Source organism: Pseudomonas sp. ASL9 (assembly GCF_056680335.1).
The window spans coordinates 5,715,530-5,733,632 of sequence record NZ_CM155277.1; the positions used below are offsets into that span (position 1 = coordinate 5,715,530).

The following is an 18,103-nucleotide window of genomic DNA, read 5'->3' on the forward strand; positions in this document are numbered from 1 at the left end:
ACTTTCCGCCGTCATGTTGCAGCGAAGTTATAGCAACCTCTACAGCGCCAAGGTTCAGCAGACCCGTAATGCCGTTGAAAACACGCTGGGCATTTTTGCCTATTTCCAGGGGTTGGAGCAGGCGGGGAAGCTGACCCGTGAGCAAGCTCAGGAACAGGCTAGGGAAATGGTTCGCGGCCTGCGTTATGCCGGCCAGGAATACTTTTTCATCCAGGATCTGCGGCCGGTGATGCTGATGAATCCGGTCAATCCCCAGATGGAGGGGCAGGACGTCGGCGGTCTGAAGGACAGCAAGGGTTTGATGCTTACTGCGGAAATGATACGTATCGCTAAAGATCAGGGCGCTGGCATGCTTGCCTACGCGTGGCCCAAGCCAGGGGACAGTAAACCGGTGGACAAGGTTTCCTACGTTGCGCTGTTCAAACCCTGGGGCTGGGTGCTTGGCACAGGGGTCTATATCTATGACATAAAGGCGCAGTGGCGTGATGAACTGGTGCAGACATCTTCGCTCTGTTTGCTGATTGCCTTGTTGTTGGCCGCCGCCATCAGCCTGATCGTGCGCAGTATATCCCGTCCGCTTCAGCAGACGGTGGAGGCCATGGCCAATATCGCCAGTGGCGAAGGTGACCTTACCCGTCAGTTGCAGGTGAGTGGCCGTGACGAGCTGAGTTCCTTGGCACTGCATTTCAACACCTTCACCGACAAGCTGCGCCAGGTCATTGGAGAAATGCTCGAGGCTGCGCAATTGCTGGATCGTTCCGCCCATTCCCTGAGCGACAGTGCCAGTGCTGCTCAGCAGCAAAGTGGTCAGCAGTCGCAACAAATGGAACAGGTGGCCACCGCTATCAACGAGGTGGCCTATAGCGTGCAAGATGTGGCGAAGAGCGCCGAACACGCCGCCACTGAAGTTCGTAGTGCCGAGCAGCAGGCCGAACAGGGCTTGCAGAGCATCGACCGCAGCTTGACGCAGATCGATCTGTTGTCGACCACCATTGGCCAGGCGGTGAATGTGATCCAGTCACTGGATGAGGACAGTACTCAGATAGGCGGTGTGCTGGAGGTCATTCGTGCCATCGCCGAACAGACCAACCTACTGGCGCTCAACGCTGCCATCGAAGCGGCCCGCGCCGGGGAACAGGGGCGTGGTTTTGCGGTGGTGGCTGACGAAGTGCGTCTGCTGGCTCAGCGAACCCAGCAGTCGACGTCGGAAATCCAGATGATGATCGAACAACTGCAGGGTAAGTCCAGAGCCGCGGTAAGTGTGATCAACGACAGCAGTCACGCTTCCCGGTTGACGCTGGAACAAGCCAGTCAGGCCGGCACCAGCTTGAACCAGATCGCCGGGGCGCTACGCAATATCAGTGGTTTGGGCGCTTCCATCGCCAGCGCTACATTGCAACAGGCGCATGTGGTCGACGAGATCAACCAAAATGTCGCCCAGACCGCTAGCCTGGCCCAGAGCAATGCTCAAGCTGCCGAAGAGTCGAACTCAGCCAGCCAGCAACTGAGCCAGGTGGTCAGACAGCTGTATCAACTACTGGGACAGTTTCGCGTGTAAAAGGCAGCCATTGCAGTTTCCGCCGAGATGCTGAAACGATCGTTCCTGGAGTGGTTCGTGGCACCACAATAATTGCTGAGTCAGCTGGCCACGCATCGGACTCAACTTCAAATATCCCATGACGAGCTGATATCGCCCAAGCGATCCGCGCCAGTTTGTTGGCCAAAGCCCAGGCCACCACGTTTGAGTGCCGTCGTATCAGCCGCGAGCGGACCCAATCCCATACTCTTTCGAACAACTCCACAATTGCAAAACTCACGAATTTGTACATGCGGCTTGGCACCTTTGTTCATCGCGAATTTTAGGTCACAACACAGGGTTACCGCGGATACTAGATCCTGAAAGCATCTCGATGCGATAGACCTATGAGGGTGGTCATCTCTGTAACCGCGTACGCTGGAAAAGACATCATCGACTCGGTCGGTGGGTGCTTGTAGGTTGAGGACAGCACGGCACTGAGTCGATCGCCCAACAGATTCCAGGCGCGTTTCTTCTCTTTGGCATAATCGTGATGCAGGTAGTGGCGTCTCACCCGAGAGCCGGCCAGCACATGGTTTTGACAGCGACCGATGACGTCCAGGCTGACCCCCAAGGCCTGCATCATGGTAGCTCCCGTGCGGCGCAGGTCATGCGGCCTCCAGTCGCCGTTCTGGCCGTCGGCAAGGACCAGCGTGTCGTCATGACGCCGTCTGGAAAGGGCCTTGCGGTTTTTGAATCGAGCCTGGCGATCACCCATCATCTTGCTTGTTCGGAAAGCACCACTGAGAGTCTCCCGGGGGAGAGGAATACATGGTGGTCTTGTTTCTTACCGCGCGTGCCTTTGACATTTTCACTGGGGAGGAACCAAGTCTGCTGTTGCAGATCGACATTTTTCCATTCGGCCTGCAGTAACTCGCCAATGCGGTACAAGGTACCCAGGCTGATCCGGCGCGCGAGTTGGGTTTCTTTCTTTAACGGCCGAATGCCCTCGTACTTTTGACCCGCGGGGGAGGGCATTGTAGTCGGTTGTCATTTGCTGGAAGCGGTTATGCAGTTCCAACAGCTCAGCCGGCGAAAAATCCGGCTTCTTTCTGCCTCGTAGTCGGCAGGAATCAGGGGAGTGATGTCGACCAGTTCAGTCGGATCGCCTTCAACCAATAAGGCCCGCCAAGGTTGACGAAAACGCCGTTGCAACTCGGCATTGCCGTATTTTCGTGCGACTAAGTTTTGGAAAATGTCAGAAAGATCCGGGCTAAATGGTCGAAGCTTGTTGCGGGGGATATGGCGGTTCAAACACATTTGAACAAAAGTTGACGTATCTTGAGCATGTGCAATAGCAGCGGTCAGTCGGATCAGGAGGCACCGACAGACTACTGCTGAATTGTTGAGTTACCGACTCTATTGCTTCTGCGGATCGAATTGCTTGTCCTGGATAAACAGGGCCGGAATTACGCCACAGATGAAATAGGCCGCGCCCATGACCAGAAAACCCACACCTATCGAGCCGTGAGAGGCGAGGAAACCGATAGCTGCCGGAGCAATCGCTGCGCCCAGGCGCCCGATGTTGTAGGCGCCGCCTACGGCGGATCCGCGGAATTTGGCCTCGAAGCTTTCAGTCATGTAGGTGGCGTTCACACCGTAAGGAATGCCATACAAAAAGCCGAACACCACCAGCATCCACAGGATGTTTTCCGGGCTTTGAAACAAGACGATGACCGGTAGGAATACCGCAGTTCCCAGGGCACCAAAGGCGAATACGGTACGACGACCGATACGGTCAGCCGCCAGGCCGGCGAGGATCTTGCCGAGAATCATGGCGGTGTAGGTGCCGACCATGTAGCCGGTCATGGATTTAAGGTTCATGCCCAGTTCGCTTTCCAGGTATGTCGGCATCCAATTGTTCACGCCGTAGTAGCCGAACTGCAGAAAGCCAGCAGTCAGGGCCCAGGAGATAAACATCCGGCGAGCCTGCGGATCACCGAAGATCAGCTTGTACATGCTCTCGCGCTTTTCGGAGGATGCCTTTTGGATGCCTTCGATTTTTTTCTTGGCACGCTCGGCCTGAGCGTTGATCCAGGCTTGCGGCTCCGGCACGAAACGTTGCATCACCACGGCCAGGATCACCGGGATAATGGCAATGTAGAAAAGCCAGCGCCAGCCATGGCTCGGCAAGATCCAGCCGGCCAGCAGTGTCGCGACGATATAGCCCACCGACCAGCCTGCTTGCAGAGTGCCCAGTACCGTTGTGCGGTAGCGGGTGGGTACGTATTCTGCCATCAGCGTGTTACACGCCACGTACAGTGCGCCAATCCCCAGCGATGCCACGAATCGGGTGATCGCAAACTGCCAATAGTTATGCGTCAGGCCTAGCACAGCCGTGCCGGCGGAAAAAAGTAAGATGCTCCAGACCACGGTTTTTACCCGGCCGAAACGATCGCAAGCCCAGCCACCATAGATGCCACCGATGGCCATGCCGGCCAAGGTGAAGCTACCCAGGCTGCCAGCTTCGACGTTGCTCAAGCCAAATTCAGCCTTTAGGCTGCTAAGGCTGTAGGAAAGCAGCATCAGATCGGCGCCATCGATTAACAATCCAAGAAAGCAGAAGACAAATACCAACACCCAGGTGTTGGTTTGGGCCAGTGTATTTGCACTGACCTGAGCAGCAGCGTCCATCACGTCACCTTATTGTATTTATGGGAACAGGGGCTTGAACCAGAGGTTGAAGGCTCAAAGCCTCAGTGTTGAGCGTCGCGGATCATATTTCGGGCGATGACTAGCTGCTGGATCTGGGTGGTGCCTTCATAAATGCGGAACAGACGAACGTCCCGATAGAAGCGTTCGATGGCGTATTCGCTGACATAGCCGGCGCCACCATGGATTTGTACGCAGCGATCGGCGACCCGTCCGCACATTTCGGTGGAGAACATCTTGGCGCAGGAGGCTTCAGTGCTGACGTTACGTCCGTCGTCACGCTTACGTGCGGCATCCAATACCATGCAGCGACTTGCATAGATTTCAGCTTTGCTGTCGGCGAGCATGGCCTGGATGAGTTGAAACTCGGCGATCGGCTTGCCGAATTGCTTGCGCTCAATTGCGTAATGCAGCGAGTCCGCCAGCATGCGCTCGGCTGCGCCGACGCTCAGGGCGGCAATATGCAGGCGACCTTTATCCAGTACTTTCATGGCGGTTTTGAAACCCACGCCTTCAACGCCACCGATCAACTGGCTGGCTGGAACGCGGACATTTTCGAAGATGACGTCGCTGGTGTGAGCGCCTTTCTGCCCCATCTTGTGGTCACGTTTACCCAAGGAAATACCGGCCGTGTCGCGCTCGACGATGAACGCACTGATGCCACCGGAACCCTTGATGTCCGGGTTGGTGCGCGCCATCACGGTAAAGATGTCGGCGTGGGGGGCGTTGGTGATGAAACGCTTGGTGCCGTTGATGATGTAGTGATCGCCATCGCGCACGGCAGTGGTTTTCAGCGAGGCGGCATCGGAACCCGAGTCCGGTTCGGTCAGGCAGAAGGCACTGAGTAGCTCGCCCGAGGCCAGGCCTGGCAGGTACTTGAGTTTCTGCTCCTGGCTGCCGTCGAGCAGAATGCCGATGGAGCCGATACCGTTATTGGTGCCGATGTAGGAACGGAAGGCTGGGGAGGTGCGCCCCAGTTCGAAGGCGATGTTCACCTCTTCTTCCATGGTCACACCCATGCCGCCGAACTCTTCTGGGATAGTCAGCCCGAACAGCCCCATTTCTTGCAACTGGACAACGATGTCGTCCGGGATGTTGTCGGTCTCGGCAACCTCGTTCTCCCGTGGTATCAGCGCTTCGTTGACGAACTGGCGAAGGGAATCCAACAGTATCTGAAGGGTTTCGGTATCACGGATCATGTGCGCTCCTAAGGCTCGCAAGCGAGCCGGTTTGTTAGGGCGCCGTTACTCCGTTGCGTCAGCGAGCAGCGGCGCCAATGTTGTTGACCATGTTGATCAGGCGAGGCCCGATATCGTCCACGAGCTGTTCACGGGGTAGCTGAAAGCTCGGTCCACCGCAGTTGAAGGTCAGTAACCCGTACTGCGGGTGCAGCAACGGCACTGCAACGGAATTGACGTCGCGGTGCCACTCACCGATTGACAGGCAGAAGCCGTAATCGGCGAAATCCCTGAACGCTTTGTCCAGCCCCTTGCGGATGGCTGGCCATTGCTCCGATTCGCGTTGGCGAATGTGGTCGAGCAGAAACTCTCGCTCGGTTTCCGGCATCGCAGCAAGGCACGCTCGACCCACTGAACTCTGTGCCAGCGGCAAGTAGCTGCCTGTTTGGCGCCGCATGGTCATGTTGCCCTGACCCTGAACCACATCCAGGTAGACCATTTGAAGACGATCACGGGCGGCCATGGCGACGGCAGCCTGAGCGTGGTTTGCCAATTCCTCCATCAAGGGATGAGCCACCGTGCGAATCGCCAGATTCGACAACATGGCGTAACCGAAACCTAATACACCTACGTCCAGCTGGTACTTGCCTGAATGCACTTCACGTTTCAGGCAGCCCAGCCGCATCAGCGTATTGGTCAGACGCGTCACCGTCGGTTTGGGCAGACCAGTCATTCGCGCCAGGTCCTGATTGCCGAGCACGTTGTCACGCGGCGTGAAACACCTCATCAGCTCAAGTCCACGCGCCAGAGCTGTCACGAACTGGCCACTGCTTTCCTCTTCGTTCATCCCGGTTGCTGGATCGAGCATGCCCATTCTCAGCAAGCCAATGTCATCTGTTCCGCTCATCTTGTCCGCTGCGGAAGGGTCGGTCGTATTGCGTCGCATGTTAGAGCCTCGATTCTGAGAAAGGCAAGATAATAAAATACAGTTTCGTCTAGCGAAATTATATTCTCTATTTCAATAAAATAAAAATCACATTTAAAAATAACTTAAGTGACTGATATATAACGTTAAAAATAAATTTTATTGATTGCTTGTTTACAGAACTTTGAGATCGTACCTATGATAACTCACTATTTCGGTATTTAGTTTCGTATAGCGAAACACAAATTGAGGGAAGAGTATGAGCTCCCAGCACGCGCCAGTCGTGACCCTGGAAATCCGCGACGATGCCGTCGCAGTCGTGCGTATCTCGCGTCCCGATGCGAAGAACGCACTCAATAGCGCGGTCCGCGAGCAATTGGCCAAGCACTTTCGTGCACTGGCCGACGATGCTCGGGTGCGCGCTATCGTCCTGACCGGCGGCGAGCAGTGCTTCGTAGCCGGTGCCGACATCCGCGAGTTCGCCGACGCCAGCCCCATTGAGATGTACCGTCGACATACCGAATACCTGTGGGAGGCCATTGGTCGTTGCCCGAAACCGGTGATCGCAGCGGTGAATGGCTTTGCCCTGGGTGGCGGGTGTGAGCTGGCGATGCATTGCGACATCATCGTTGCAGGGGAGTCGGCGCGCTTCGGTCAACCGGAGGTCAAGTTGGGCCTGATGCCCGGAGCTGGGGGGACCCAGCGCCTCATTCGCGCGGTCGGCAAGTTCCAGGCGATGCGTATCGCACTGACGGGCTGCCTGGTCGCGGCCCCCGAAGCGCTTGCCATGGGCATGGTCAGCGAGGTGGTGAGTGACGAGCGTACCGTGCCGCGTGCACTTGAGCTGGCGGCTGAAATAGCCGCCTTGCCGCCATTGGCTGTGGCGCAGATCAAGGAAGTGATGCTGATGGGGGCTGACTTGCCCCTGGACAGCGCATTGGCGTTGGAGCGCAAGGCGTTTCAGTTGCTGTTCGACTCGAGGGACCAGAAAGAGGGTGCCAGTGCCTTCCTGGAAAAACGTAAAGCCACCTTCTCGGGGAATTGATTCATGACACGCGAGATCAACCATATGGCTGTTGTTGGTGCTGGCATCATGGGCACCGGTATTGCCCAGATTGCGGCCCAGGCAGGTATTCAGGTCAAGTTGTTCGACAACCGCGAAGGCGCCGCCCAAGCCGCTCGCGAGACGCTGAAGCAGACACTGGACAAGCTCGTGAGCAAGGGCAAGGTCCTTGGCACCGACGCACAGGCCACGCTTGATCGTCTGCAGGTAGCGACCTCGCTGACCGAGCTTAAGGACGTCGACTTGGTGGTCGAAGCCATTATTGAACGCCTGGATGCCAAGCAGGCATTGCTCGCACAGCTTGAAGCGGTCGTCGGCGACGATTGCATTCTGGCAACCAATACCTCGTCGCTGTCCGTGACCAGTATCGCTCGAGAATGTCGGCACCCCGAACGTGTCGCGGGGTTCCATTTCTTCAATCCGGTGCCGCTGATGAAAGTGGTGGAAGTCATCGACGGCCTGGCCGGTGACCCACACGTGGGTGATCGCTTGCAGGCGTTGGCGGCGCGCATGGGCCACCGCGGTATTCGGGCCAAGGATACGCCCGGTTTCATCATCAACCACGCGGGTCGCGCCTATAGCACCGAAGCCCTGCAAATTCTCAAAGAGGGCGTGGCCGAGCCCGCTGAAATCGACCGCATCCTGCGCGAGGGCTTGGGTTTCCGCATGGGGCCACTGGAGCTATTCGACCTTACGGCTCTGGATGTCTCGCACCCGGTGATCGAGTCGATCTATAACCAGTTTTACCAGGAGCCGCGTTATCGCCCGGCGGCGCTGACTCGGCAGATGCTAGACGCCGGGTATGTCGGCCGTAAAGTGGGACGCGGGTTCTACCGGTACACCAACGGGCAGATGATCGATCCGCCGTCGGCGCAGCCAGTGCCGGTAGTGGAGACTGTACCGCCGGTATGGCTCGGTACCGAGAACGAGGAGGATCGTGCCACCTTGAATGCGCTGCTGGAAGCGTTGGGTGCACAAGTGGAACAGGGTGTCACACCGAGCAGCGAGGCGCTTTGTCTGCTCGCGCCCTACGGCCTGGATGCCACCGCTGCCGCTGGCCGGTTCGCCACCGACCCGGCACGCACCGTGTGTATCGACCCGCTGCTCGACCCTCGCCGCTATCGCACGCTGATGCCGACACCGGCGACCCGAGTCGATATGCGCGATGCAGCTCATGCTTTGCTGGCCCGCGACGGAGTCGGCGTCAGCGTGATCAATGACAGCGTTGGTTTCGTCGCCCAGCGCGTGCTGGCAATGATCGTCAACCTGGCCGGCGACATCGTCCAACAACGCATCGCCAGTGTCGACGACCTGGATGAAGGTGTGCGTCGTGGGCTGGGTTACCCCCAAGGGCCGCTGGCCTGGGGCGATAGTCTCGGAGCAAAACACTTGCTGACCATTCTCGAGCGTATGACCGAGCTGACAGGGGATCCTCGTTATCGTCCGGGCCCCTGGCTGCGCCGCCGAGCGGCCCTGGGCCTATCACTGCGCCACATTGAACCGACGCTCAACTGACCTTTGATATTCAGGAGTTTTCCATGCTCGACGCCTATATCTTCGCAGGGCTGCGTACCCCCTTCGGCCGCCACGGCGGGGCACTTGCACCGGTACGTCCGGACGATCTCGCTGCTCACGTTATCCGCGAACTGCTCGCCCGCCATGCCATTCCCGGTGATGCCATCGAGGATGTGATTCTCGGCAACACCAACCAGGCGGGAGAGGACAGCCGTAACATCGCTCGCCATGTTGCGCTGCTTGCCGGACTGCCGGTGACGGTACCTGGGCAGACGGTCAATCGCCTTTGCGCCAGTGGCCTGGCGGCGGTGATCGACGCGGCACGTGCGGTCACCTGCGGGGAAGGTGATCTGTTCGTCGCTGGGGGCGTGGAAAGCATGTCCCGCGCACCATTCGTCATGGCCAAGGCTGAGGCGGCCTTCAGTCGCGAACTGACGGTGTTCGACAGCACCATAGGCGCCCGCTTTCCCAACCCGAAAATCATCGCTGAGTTTGGCAACGACAACATGCCGCAGACCGGTGACAACGTGGCCCACGAGTATGGCATCGACCGCGAGCAAGCGGACCTTTTTGCCGCAGGTTCCCAGGCCCGATACGAAGCAGCGCGATTGTCCGGTTTCTTCGCGGACGAATTGCTCGCGGTGAGCGTACCCACCGGTCGTAAGACACCGCCCAATGTCGTAGAACAGGACGAACACCCCCGTCCGCAATCTGATCTGGCGGCCTTGGCGCGGCTCAAGCCCCTGTGCGAGGGCGGTCTGGTCACTGCTGGCAACGCATCGGGCGTCAACGACGGGGCTGCTGCGCTGCTGATCGGTTCCAAGGCTGCCGGCGAACGTCATGGCCTGGTACCAATGGTCCGCATTCTATCTGCCGCTGCTGTGGGCGTTGAGCCTCGCATCATGGGCGTCGGCCCGGTCGAGGCGATTCATAAAGCCTTGGCGCGCGCCGGCTTGAGCCTGGCGGATATGAACATCATCGAGATCAACGAGGCGTTCGCGAGCCAGGTTCTGGGCTGCCTCAAGGGGCTCGGCCTTGCTTTCGACGATCCTCGCGTGAACCCTAATGGCGGCGCCATCGCGGTCGGGCATCCGCTGGGGGCCTCGGGTGCGCGATTGGCGCTGAGCACCGCACGGGCGTTGCAGCTAAGCGGCAAACGCTACGCGGTGGTCAGTCTGTGTATCGGCGTCGGCCAAGGGCTGGCGATGGTTATCGAGCGCGTATGAGCGCGGCAAGCAAAGGTGAAATGAAATGGGTGCTCTGACTGGATACCGCGTGCTCGACTTGAGCCGTGTGCTGGCCGGTCCCTGGTGTGGCCAGACTTTGGCTGACCTGGGGGCCGAAGTGATCAAGATCGAACGGCCTGGTGCGGGCGATGATACCCGTGGCTGGGGTCCGCCATGGATGAGTGATGAGAACGAAGAGCCTACGCTGGAAGCCTCTTATTACCAGTCCACCAACCGCGGCAAGCTGTCGGTGGCCCTCAACTTGGCCACGCCCGAAGGTCAGGAAATGGTGCGTGCTTTGGCCGCCAGCTGTGACGTACTGATCGAAAACTACAAGGCCGGCTCACTGGCCAAATACGGGCTGGACTATTCAAGCTTATCCAAAATCAACCCGCGTCTGGTCTACTGCTCCGTAACCGGTTTCGGTCAGACCGGCCCGCGCGCTGCTGAGCCAGGCTACGACTTCATCATCCAGGGCATCGGCGGGCTGATGAGTATCACTGGCGAACGCGATGATTTACCGGGGGGCGGTCCGCAGAAAGTTGGCGTGGCGTTCTCTGACCTGATGACAGGGCTTTACTCCACCGTCGCCATTCAGGCCGCATTGCTCAGTCGCGAAAAAACCGGCTTGGGTCAGCACGTCGACATGGCTCTGCTTGACGTGCAGGTAGCGACACTGTGCAACCAGAGCCAGAACTACCTGGCCTCAGGGAAGCCACCGGGGCGTTATGGTAATGCTCACGCCAATATCGTTCCTTATCAGGTGTTCCGTGCCAGCGATCGCGATTTCATCATCGCCTGCGGAAATGATAGCCAGTTCATCTCCCTGTGCGACGCCATCGGTCTCTCGGAGTTGCCCCGAGACCCGCGTTTTGCCCGCAACGCTGACCGGGTGACCAATCGCGAGGAGATCATCAGGCTTCTGTCGCAACATTTCCTCGGCGATTGTGCTGATGAGTGGGTGCAACGAATTCACCCGCAGGGCGTGCCAGTAGGTGCGATAAACAGCATCGCCCAGGCACTTGACGAGCCGCAGGTGAAAGCACGCGACATGCTGGTGAATATTCCTCACCCATTGAATCCAGACTTTGTCACGGTTGGTAGCCCCATTAAGTTGTCGGGCACGCCGGTGGAATACCTGCGTCCCGCGCCGATGCTGGGTGAGCACACGGACGAAGTTCTCAAGCGTCAATTGGGCCTGGATGATGTACGCCTGGCCGAATTGAAGGCTCAAGGTGTGATCGAGCAGCTTGGCGACCGCTGAACATAAGCACCCCGAGCACGATCAGGTGCTGTCGGGGCAATTTTTCTAAATGGAGCCTGCCATGAAAGTCCTCGTTGCCATCAAGCGCGTGGTCGACTACAACGTCAAGGTTCGCGTCAAAGCGGACAACTCCGGCGTCGATCTCGCTAACGTCAAAATGTCGATGAACCCCTTCTGCGAAATCGCTGTAGAAGAAGCCGTCCGCCTGAAAGAAAAAGGCGTTGCGACCGAGATCGTCGTCGTGTCCATTGGCCCGACCACCGCTCAGGAACAACTGCGTACCGCGTTGGCTCTGGGTGCTGATCGCGCCATCCTTGTTGAATGCGCCGACGAGCTGAACTCCCTGGCCGTGGCCAAGTTGCTCAAGGCTGTGGTCGACAAAGAACAACCGCAGTTGGTGATCCTGGGTAAACAGGCCATCGACAGCGACAACAACCAGACCGGCCAGATGCTGGCTGCACTGAGCGGCTACGCCCAGGGCACCTTCGCCTCTAAAGTCGAAGTGTCTGGCGATAAAGTCAGCGTCACGCGTGAAGTCGATGCGGGCCTGCAGACTGTGTCCCTGACCCTGCCGGCTATCGTGACTACAGACCTGCGTCTGAACGAGCCACGCTACGCCTCCTTGCCAAACATCATGAAAGCCAAGAAGAAGCCTCTTGAAGTGCTGACGCCTGAAGCTTTGGGCGTTTCTACCGCCTCCACGACCAAAACCCTGAAAGTTGAAGCGCCGCCTACCCGCAGCGCAGGCATCAAGGTCAAGTCGGTGGCTGAACTGGTCGAGAAACTGAAAAACGAAGCGAAGGTGCTTTGAGTTAAGGAGCCTTAAATGACTATCTTGGTTATTGCTGAACATGAAAATGGTGTTGTTGCCCCGGCAACCCTGAACACCGTGGCTGCCGCTGTAAAAATCGGTGGTGATATTCACGTACTGGTGGCCGGTGCCAACGTTGGTGCAGTCGCCGAAGCAGCAGCGAAAATCGCTGGTGTCTCGAAAGTGCTGGTTGCCGACAATGCGGCCTATGCCCATCAGTTGCCGGAAAATGTTGCGCCGCTGATCGTGCTCCTTGTTCAAGAGCAGGGGGGCAAGACCTATAGCCACATCCTGGCTGCGGCCACTTCCAACGGTAAAAACATTCTGCCACGCGTTGCTGCGCAGCTGGATGTCGATCAGATCTCCGAGATCATCGCCGTTGAAAGTGCTGACACCTTCAAGCGTCCGATCTATGCCGGTAACGCCATTGCGACGGTCCAGTCTTCGGCTGCCGTCAAAGTGATCACCGTGCGTGCCACCGGTTTTGATCCGGTTGCTGCTGAAGGCGGTTCCGCTTCGGTCGAAGCAGTTTCGGCTGCTCACGATGCTGGCAAGTCCACCTTCGTTAGCGAAGAACTGGCCAAGTCGGATCGTCCAGAGCTGACCGCAGCCAAAATCGTCGTTTCCGGCGGTCGTGGCATGCAGAACGGCGAGAACTTCAAACACCTGTACGCCTTGGCCGACAAGCTGGGCGCTGCTGTGGGTGCTTCGCGCGCTGCAGTTGACGCAGGTTTCGTACCCAACGATATGCAGGTCGGTCAGACTGGCAAAATCGTTGCGCCACAGCTGTACATTGCCGTCGGTATTTCCGGCGCGATCCAGCATTTGGCCGGTATGAAAGACTCCAAAGTGATCGTAGCGATCAACAAGGACGAAGACGCGCCGATCTTCCAGGTGGCTGATTATGGCCTGGTGGCGGACTTGTTCGAGGCGGTGCCGGAACTGCAACAGTTGATCTGAACACTGAAACGATGAGGCCAGGCGCTATGTTCGTAGCGCCTGGTGGATGGTCAGTTGTAGGAACCTTTGCCTGGCATTTTGATCCCGTGCAGGTTGACCTTGCGGTACAGCGTTGCACGGGAGATCCCCAGCTCCTGAGCGGCCAACAGAGGCTTCCAGCGATTGCGCACCAGCGTATCAATCAAGGCTTGGCGTTCTGGACTCCCAGAGACAGTGTCCAAACCTTTCGCAGGTGCACTCACGCTCAGTGTCACCGGAAGATCCTCCACCCCAATCACCTGGCTTTTGCATACAGCGCAGGCGTAGCGCAGCACGTGGTGCAATTGCCGCATATTGCCGGGCCAGTTGTAATTCAACAGCATTTCCAGTGCCGCTTCGCTTAACTCCAAACGCTCCCCCGAGCGTGCGCATTCTTCTTCCAGCAGTCTAGTGATCAGCACCAGCTTGTCCTTACGCTCGCGCAGCGGCGGGATATCGAAGCACGCGCCGCTCAAGCGGAAAAACAGGTCCTCGCGGAAGTGCCCGGTTTCAACCAGAGTGGCGATATCGCGGTGGCTGGCACAGATGATCTGGATGTCGATCGACTGCGGTCGTGCACCGCCCAATGGCGCTACCTCGCCCTCGCTCAACACCCTCAGCAGGCGCGTTTGCAAGGAGAGAGGCATATCGCCGATTTCATCCAGGAACAGTGTGCCGCCATCAGCCTGCTGCAGCAGGCCGCGCATGCCTTTGCTGGAGGCGCCAGTGAACGCGCCGGCTGCATAGCCGAACAGTTCGCTCTCAATCAGACTCTCGGGTATTGCCGCGCAGTTGATTGCAACGAAGGCTTTGTCGTGTCGCTTACTGGCGGCGTGCAGTTGCAGAGCAAAGTGCTCTTTACCGGCTCCGGTCTCACCATGAATCAGCACCGGCAGCCCGCGATCCTTGACGCGCACCGCCAGCTCCAGTGCTTGTGCAACCTTAGGGTCGAGTGCTGACGCCAGGTTGCTGGCCACGGGCGCGCTGATCGGCCTGCGCGGTACCCTGAGGCGCACATGCAGACCCATCGACGGCAAGTAGTGGATGCTGTCATCACCGGCGGCCGGTAGCCGCGCTGATGCGAAGGCTTCGTCGATATGAGTGGGGATCCGGCCACAGCGCTGCAACAGCAGGCGTCGCGCGGCGGGGTTGAGCGCTTCGATGCAGCCATCACGGTCCCAGGCGAACAGGCACTGAGGCTGGCTGTCGACGTAGCCGGGCAGGGGATGGGCCCGTAACACCCACAGGTCCTGGGTGCTGTACATGAAGTAGGCATTTTCAAGGTCGCTGGCACTTTGGATAACCATCTGCCGAATCAGATGCTGGCTGCGCCGGTCATCCGGAGCGCGCACCGAAGAGACGTCCAATACCGCCAGGATCTCGCCATTGGGTGAAAATATCGGTGCCGCCGAGCAGGTATTGCCGATGAACGCCGCGCGGAAATGATCATGCTTGTGCACGGTGACCGGCAGTTTGTCGATCAACACAGCGCTGACAGCTGTCGTACCTTCTTCCTTTTCCGACCAGCAGGTGCCGACGTCCATGCCGGAACGGCGGTACTCGCCGCGCAGGGTCGATTCGATCCGGTAGTCGACGGTGCAACCCAGCGTATCGGTGAGCATCACACAGTAATCGGCGTCTCGTACGCGGCTGTGCAGCCGCGACATTTCATCACCGGCCAAATGCAGGAAATCGTCGACACGCTGGCGGTGTTCATTGATTTGGTGAGCCTCCAGAACCCTGGGGCCCTGCAATGACCCAGGGTCGAGTTTGTAATGCTGTATCGAGCGTCGCCAGGAATCGAGGATGATATTCGGCACCGGCAAGGTCGGGGCATTTCCAGCCGTGCGTAACACGCGATTCACATGTTCGACATGAACCTTAGACAAACCAGAGGACATGGTACCTCCGAAGATTGGATCTTATTTTTCTGTGAGGCTCATTAAAGGCGCGATGGCCGTCCCCTTCAAGCTGAATCGGTCAGCCGGTCCCGGTGAGACATAACATCTCAGCATTCGCAGGGGGACGTGAGGAAGGAGAGCCATTATGTCTTGGGCCAGCCGCCTTTTACACACCTTGATTTAACCACGTAACCCCTCTGTTCCGGTCTTTGTAGCCCGATGAGCCGATCTTGGCACTCGACTTGCTCTGTCTGTCTCAGCGGGCCGCATGAGACGGCTGTATTTCAACAACAAGAATGAACAGAGGTACCCCATGAGCCAATTCAAAGCTGTCGATTTCTCCCTGGAAGGCAAAGTTGCCCTAGTCACCGGCGCCGGTCGTGGTATTGGCCAAGGCATTGCGCTGAGCCTGGCCCAGGCGGGCGCTGACGTGGTACTCGCCGACTACGACTTGAACATCGCTGAGGAGGCCGCCGCCAACGTTCGCGCCCTGGGTCGTCGAGCTGTCGCCCTGCAAGTTGATGTCAGCAAGGCCGAGAGCGTCGTAAGTATGATTGAGCAGGTCAAACAGGCATTTGGCCGTCTCGATGTGGCAGTCAACAACGCCGGTGTGGTCAGCCTCGGCAGGGTCGATGAATTACCGGTCAGCGAATGGGACCGGATCATGAACATCAATGCTCGTGGTGTATTCCTGTGCTGTCAGGCTGAACTCAAGCTGATGCGCGAACACAACTTCGGGCGAATTATCAACCTGGCCTCGATTGCTGGCAAAGTTGGTTTCCCGGACCTGTCCCATTACAGCGCTTCCAAATTTGCAGTGATCGGCTTTACCAACGCCTTTGCCAAGGAAGTTGCCCGCGAAGGCATCACGGTCAACGCGCTTTGCCCAGGGGTAGTCGGTACCGGCATGTGGCGTGGTGATGAAGGGCTTTCTGCACGCTGGGCCCTACCTGGGGAAACGGAAGTACAGTCCTGGGAGCGGCACCAGTCCAGCCTCCTGCCCCAAGGCGAGGCGCAAACGGTAGAAGACATGGGCCAACTGGCGGTTTACCTGGCCTGTGCACCCCATGTCACCGGACAGGCGATCGCCGTCGATGGCGGCTTCTCACTCTAGTTGAGCGAGTGGGAATCTACTCACCCGTTCAACCCCAATTTTGATGACCACTTTCCCTGGACGCTTAGTCAAGGGAAACGGATGCGGCTTGCTTACAGCCTTCAAAAACGCGCTGCCGTTAGTGAAGTCTGCGGGCGCAATGACTGAAACAGGAGAACATAATGACAACTACAGTTCTGGCCAAACGTTCCGTTGGCACCGACATCATTAACTACGACGCCCTTGTGATTGGCGCGGGCTTTGGCGGCATTTACATGCTCAAGAAGTTGCGCGATGAACTCGGTTTGAAAGTTCGCGCCTTTGATAAGGCGGGCGGTATCGGCGGCACTTGGTTTTGGAATCGATACCCGGGTGCGTTATCCGACAGTGAGTCTTTTGTCTATTGCTTCTCCTGGGATCGAGAGCTGTGCCAGGAGTGGGATATCACCACGCGCTATCTGACCCAACCGCAAATCTTGTCCTACCTGAACCACGCAGTTGATCGACATGACCTGCGCCGGGATATCCAACTGGAGACCGCAATCACCTCTGCTGTGTTCGACGAGCAAAGCAGTCGCTGGCTGGTCACCACCGATGACGGGCATCAATACAGCGCCAAGTATCTCGTCACAGCGCTGGGCCTGCTTTCAGCGACTAACGTTCCGAAGATCAATGGCCTCGATCAATTCAAGGGCCATATGTACCACACGGCCAACTGGCCTGCCGATGCTGTGCTGGAGGGCAAGCGGGTGGGCGTCATTGGTACCGGCTCGACCGGTTGCCAGGTCATCACGGCCATCGCGCCAACGGTCGACCACTTGACTGTGTTCCAACGTTCCGCGCAATACACAGTACCGGTGGGTAACGGCCCACTCAGCCGCGAATATGTCGATGACATCAAGCGCAACTACGACACCATCTGGAAAGAAGTGCGCTCCTCGCGGTTGGCGTTCGGTTTCCAGGAAAGCGATATTCCAACCATGAGTGTCGAGGCTGCCGAGCGAAAAGCCATATTTCAGCGCGCCTGGGAAGGTGGTGGCGGTTTTCGCTACATGTTCCAGACCTTTAATGACATCGCAACCAGCGAAGAAGCGAACCTCGCCGCCCAGGACTTTGTACGGGAAAAAATTGCCGAAATCGTCAATGACCCAGAAACCGCACGCAAGTTGATGCCCCGCGACCTTTACGCAAAACGGCCGCTGTGTGACAGCGGCTACTACGCCACTTTCAACCGGGACAACGTGTCGCTGGTCGACGTTAAGGCCAACCCCATCGAGGAGATCACCGCCAAGGGCATTCGCACCGCGGACGGTGTGGAGCACGAGCTGGATGTACTCGTATTCGCCACCGGCTTCGATGCCGTGGACGGCAACTACAAGCGTATTGATATTCGCGGGCGCGACAATGTCTCGATAAACGATCACTGGGCCGACGGACCCTCCAGCTATATGTCGGTCGCCACCGCCAACTTCCCCAATATGTTCATGATCCTCGGTCCCAACGGTCCTTTCACCAACCTGCCGCCCACCATTGAAACCGAGGTTGAGTGGGTGTCCGAGCTGATTACCTTCATGGAAGAAAACGAGTTGGCATGCGTGGAACCCGATCCGCAAAGCGAACATGAATGGGGCGTGACCTGCCAGGAAATCGCCGATCAGACGCTGTTCGCCAAGACCGACTCGTGGATCTTCGGCGCCAATATCCCCGGCAAGAGCAACAAGGTTTACTTCTACATGGGCGGCTTGGGGGCATTCAGCGAACAACTGACGGCGGTAAAAAACGATGAATACCGCGGCTTCAAGTTCAAGGCCGTGAGTGTAGCGGACAAGCAAACGCAAAAAGCACTGCACTGATCGACAACCGCGCGACCGGAAAAAACGGTTGCACTCGCCTGCTGCACCAGTGGCCAGGCGAGTGTTGA

General features: G+C 58.0%; 13 protein-coding genes and 3 pseudogenes. 10 read left to right on the forward strand and 6 right to left on the reverse strand.

What is annotated here, in order from left to right; all coding sequences use genetic code 11:
• Window positions 1-13: 13 nt before the first annotated feature.
• Together AC1ME2_RS26175 and AC1ME2_RS26180 are read left to right on the forward strand one after the other, a co-directional pair.
• Window positions 14-703, forward strand: a pseudogene (locus AC1ME2_RS26175) (cache domain-containing protein); the annotation flags it as partial.
• 120 nt (window positions 704-823) lie between these two features.
• Complete coding sequence (locus AC1ME2_RS26180) at window positions 824-1,558, forward strand: methyl-accepting chemotaxis protein (RefSeq protein ID WP_480442338.1); 735 nt, start codon at window positions 824-826, stop codon at window positions 1,556-1,558.
• A gap of 106 nt (window positions 1,559-1,664) precedes the next feature.
• On the opposite strand, the pseudogene AC1ME2_RS26185 reads toward AC1ME2_RS26180, so the two are convergent.
• The 5 genes and pseudogenes from AC1ME2_RS26185 to AC1ME2_RS26205 all read right to left on the reverse strand — a co-directional run.
• Window positions 1,665-1,787 (reverse strand): annotated as a pseudogene (locus AC1ME2_RS26185) (IS110 family transposase); the annotation flags it as partial.
• 102 nt (window positions 1,788-1,889) lie between these two features.
• Window positions 1,890-2,716, reverse strand: a pseudogene (locus AC1ME2_RS26190) (tyrosine-type recombinase/integrase); the annotation flags it as partial.
• Window positions 2,717-2,935: 219 nt separating this feature from the next.
• The gene (locus tag AC1ME2_RS26195; protein ID WP_480438085.1) at window positions 2,936-4,210 is read right to left on the reverse strand and encodes an MFS transporter; all 1,275 of its coding nucleotides are present in this window, start codon (window positions 4,208-4,210) and stop codon (window positions 2,936-2,938) included.
• 62 nt (window positions 4,211-4,272) lie between these two features.
• Window positions 4,273-5,427, reverse strand: a complete 1,155-nt coding sequence (locus AC1ME2_RS26200; RefSeq protein WP_480438087.1) for an acyl-CoA dehydrogenase family protein — start codon at window positions 5,425-5,427, stop codon at window positions 4,273-4,275.
• Between the two features lie 58 nt (window positions 5,428-5,485).
• On the reverse strand, window positions 5,486-6,352 hold the full coding sequence (locus tag AC1ME2_RS26205) for an IclR family transcriptional regulator (protein WP_480438088.1): 867 nt from the start codon (window positions 6,350-6,352) through the stop codon (window positions 5,486-5,488).
• A 238-nt stretch (window positions 6,353-6,590) separates the two neighbouring features.
• Between AC1ME2_RS26205 and AC1ME2_RS26210 the strand changes: the two genes are divergently transcribed.
• From AC1ME2_RS26210 to AC1ME2_RS26235, 6 genes are all read left to right on the forward strand, one after another.
• Window positions 6,591-7,376, forward strand: coding sequence for an enoyl-CoA hydratase (locus AC1ME2_RS26210; protein ID WP_480438089.1), 786 nt, complete (start codon window positions 6,591-6,593; stop codon window positions 7,374-7,376).
• Window positions 7,377-7,379: 3 nt separating this feature from the next.
• Complete coding sequence (locus AC1ME2_RS26215) at window positions 7,380-8,909, forward strand: 3-hydroxyacyl-CoA dehydrogenase (RefSeq protein WP_480438090.1); 1,530 nt, start codon at window positions 7,380-7,382, stop codon at window positions 8,907-8,909.
• A gap of 23 nt (window positions 8,910-8,932) precedes the next feature.
• The gene (locus AC1ME2_RS26220) at window positions 8,933-10,135 is read left to right on the forward strand and encodes a 3-oxoadipyl-CoA thiolase (RefSeq protein WP_480438091.1); all 1,203 of its coding nucleotides are present in this window, start codon (window positions 8,933-8,935) and stop codon (window positions 10,133-10,135) included.
• Between the two features lie 25 nt (window positions 10,136-10,160).
• Window positions 10,161-11,399: a CaiB/BaiF CoA transferase family protein gene (locus tag AC1ME2_RS26225; protein ID WP_480438092.1), complete on the forward strand. Its 1,239-nt coding sequence runs from the start codon at window positions 10,161-10,163 to the stop codon at window positions 11,397-11,399.
• A 61-nt stretch (window positions 11,400-11,460) separates the two neighbouring features.
• Window positions 11,461-12,210, forward strand: a complete 750-nt coding sequence (locus AC1ME2_RS26230; protein ID WP_480438094.1) for an electron transfer flavoprotein subunit beta/FixA family protein — start codon at window positions 11,461-11,463, stop codon at window positions 12,208-12,210.
• A 15-nt stretch (window positions 12,211-12,225) separates the two neighbouring features.
• The gene (locus AC1ME2_RS26235; protein ID WP_480438095.1) at window positions 12,226-13,170 is read left to right on the forward strand and encodes an electron transfer flavoprotein subunit alpha/FixB family protein; all 945 of its coding nucleotides are present in this window, start codon (window positions 12,226-12,228) and stop codon (window positions 13,168-13,170) included.
• A gap of 50 nt (window positions 13,171-13,220) precedes the next feature.
• Here the strand turns inward: AC1ME2_RS26235 and AC1ME2_RS26240 are convergent, their stop codons facing one another.
• Window positions 13,221-15,089, reverse strand: a complete 1,869-nt coding sequence (locus AC1ME2_RS26240) for a sigma-54-dependent Fis family transcriptional regulator (RefSeq protein WP_480438096.1) — start codon at window positions 15,087-15,089, stop codon at window positions 13,221-13,223.
• A 313-nt stretch (window positions 15,090-15,402) separates the two neighbouring features.
• On the opposite strand from AC1ME2_RS26240, the gene AC1ME2_RS26245 reads away from it, so the two are divergent.
• Both AC1ME2_RS26245 and AC1ME2_RS26250 read left to right on the forward strand, forming a co-directional pair.
• The gene (locus AC1ME2_RS26245) at window positions 15,403-16,203 is read left to right on the forward strand and encodes an SDR family NAD(P)-dependent oxidoreductase (RefSeq protein WP_480438097.1); all 801 of its coding nucleotides are present in this window, start codon (window positions 15,403-15,405) and stop codon (window positions 16,201-16,203) included.
• A gap of 161 nt (window positions 16,204-16,364) precedes the next feature.
• Window positions 16,365-18,035 carry a flavin-containing monooxygenase gene (locus AC1ME2_RS26250; RefSeq protein ID WP_480438098.1) on the forward strand — a complete coding sequence of 557 codons (1,671 nt, stop codon included), beginning with the start codon at window positions 16,365-16,367 and terminating at the stop codon, window positions 18,033-18,035.
• Window positions 18,036-18,103: the final 68 nt, after the last annotated feature.

Excerpts from the sequence above, each read along its gene's own strand:
- AC1ME2_RS26200 (WP_480438087.1), bottom strand. The coding sequence starts at position 5,427 with ATGATCCGTGATACCGAAACCCTTCAGATACTGTTGGATTCCCTTCGC.
- AC1ME2_RS26215 (WP_480438090.1), top strand. The coding sequence starts at position 7,380 with ATGACACGCGAGATCAACCATATGGCTGTTGTTGGTGCTGGCATCATG.
- AC1ME2_RS26220 (WP_480438091.1), top strand. The coding sequence starts at position 8,933 with ATGCTCGACGCCTATATCTTCGCAGGGCTGCGTACCCCCTTCGGCCGC.
- AC1ME2_RS26210 (WP_480438089.1), top strand. The coding sequence starts at position 6,591 with ATGAGCTCCCAGCACGCGCCAGTCGTGACCCTGGAAATCCGCGACGAT.
- AC1ME2_RS26245 (WP_480438097.1), top strand. The coding sequence starts at position 15,403 with ATGAGCCAATTCAAAGCTGTCGATTTCTCCCTGGAAGGCAAAGTTGCC.
- AC1ME2_RS26195 (WP_480438085.1), bottom strand. The coding sequence starts at position 4,210 with ATGGACGCTGCTGCTCAGGTCAGTGCAAATACACTGGCCCAAACCAAC.
- AC1ME2_RS26230 (WP_480438094.1), top strand. The coding sequence starts at position 11,461 with ATGAAAGTCCTCGTTGCCATCAAGCGCGTGGTCGACTACAACGTCAAG.
- AC1ME2_RS26250 (WP_480438098.1), top strand. The coding sequence starts at position 16,365 with ATGACAACTACAGTTCTGGCCAAACGTTCCGTTGGCACCGACATCATT.
- AC1ME2_RS26180 (WP_480442338.1), top strand. The coding sequence starts at position 824 with ATGGAACAGGTGGCCACCGCTATCAACGAGGTGGCCTATAGCGTGCAA.
- AC1ME2_RS26235 (WP_480438095.1), top strand. The coding sequence starts at position 12,226 with ATGACTATCTTGGTTATTGCTGAACATGAAAATGGTGTTGTTGCCCCG.
- AC1ME2_RS26240 (WP_480438096.1), bottom strand. The coding sequence starts at position 15,089 with ATGTCCTCTGGTTTGTCTAAGGTTCATGTCGAACATGTGAATCGCGTG.
- AC1ME2_RS26205 (WP_480438088.1), bottom strand. The coding sequence starts at position 6,352 with ATGCGACGCAATACGACCGACCCTTCCGCAGCGGACAAGATGAGCGGA.
- AC1ME2_RS26225 (WP_480438092.1), top strand. The coding sequence starts at position 10,161 with ATGGGTGCTCTGACTGGATACCGCGTGCTCGACTTGAGCCGTGTGCTG.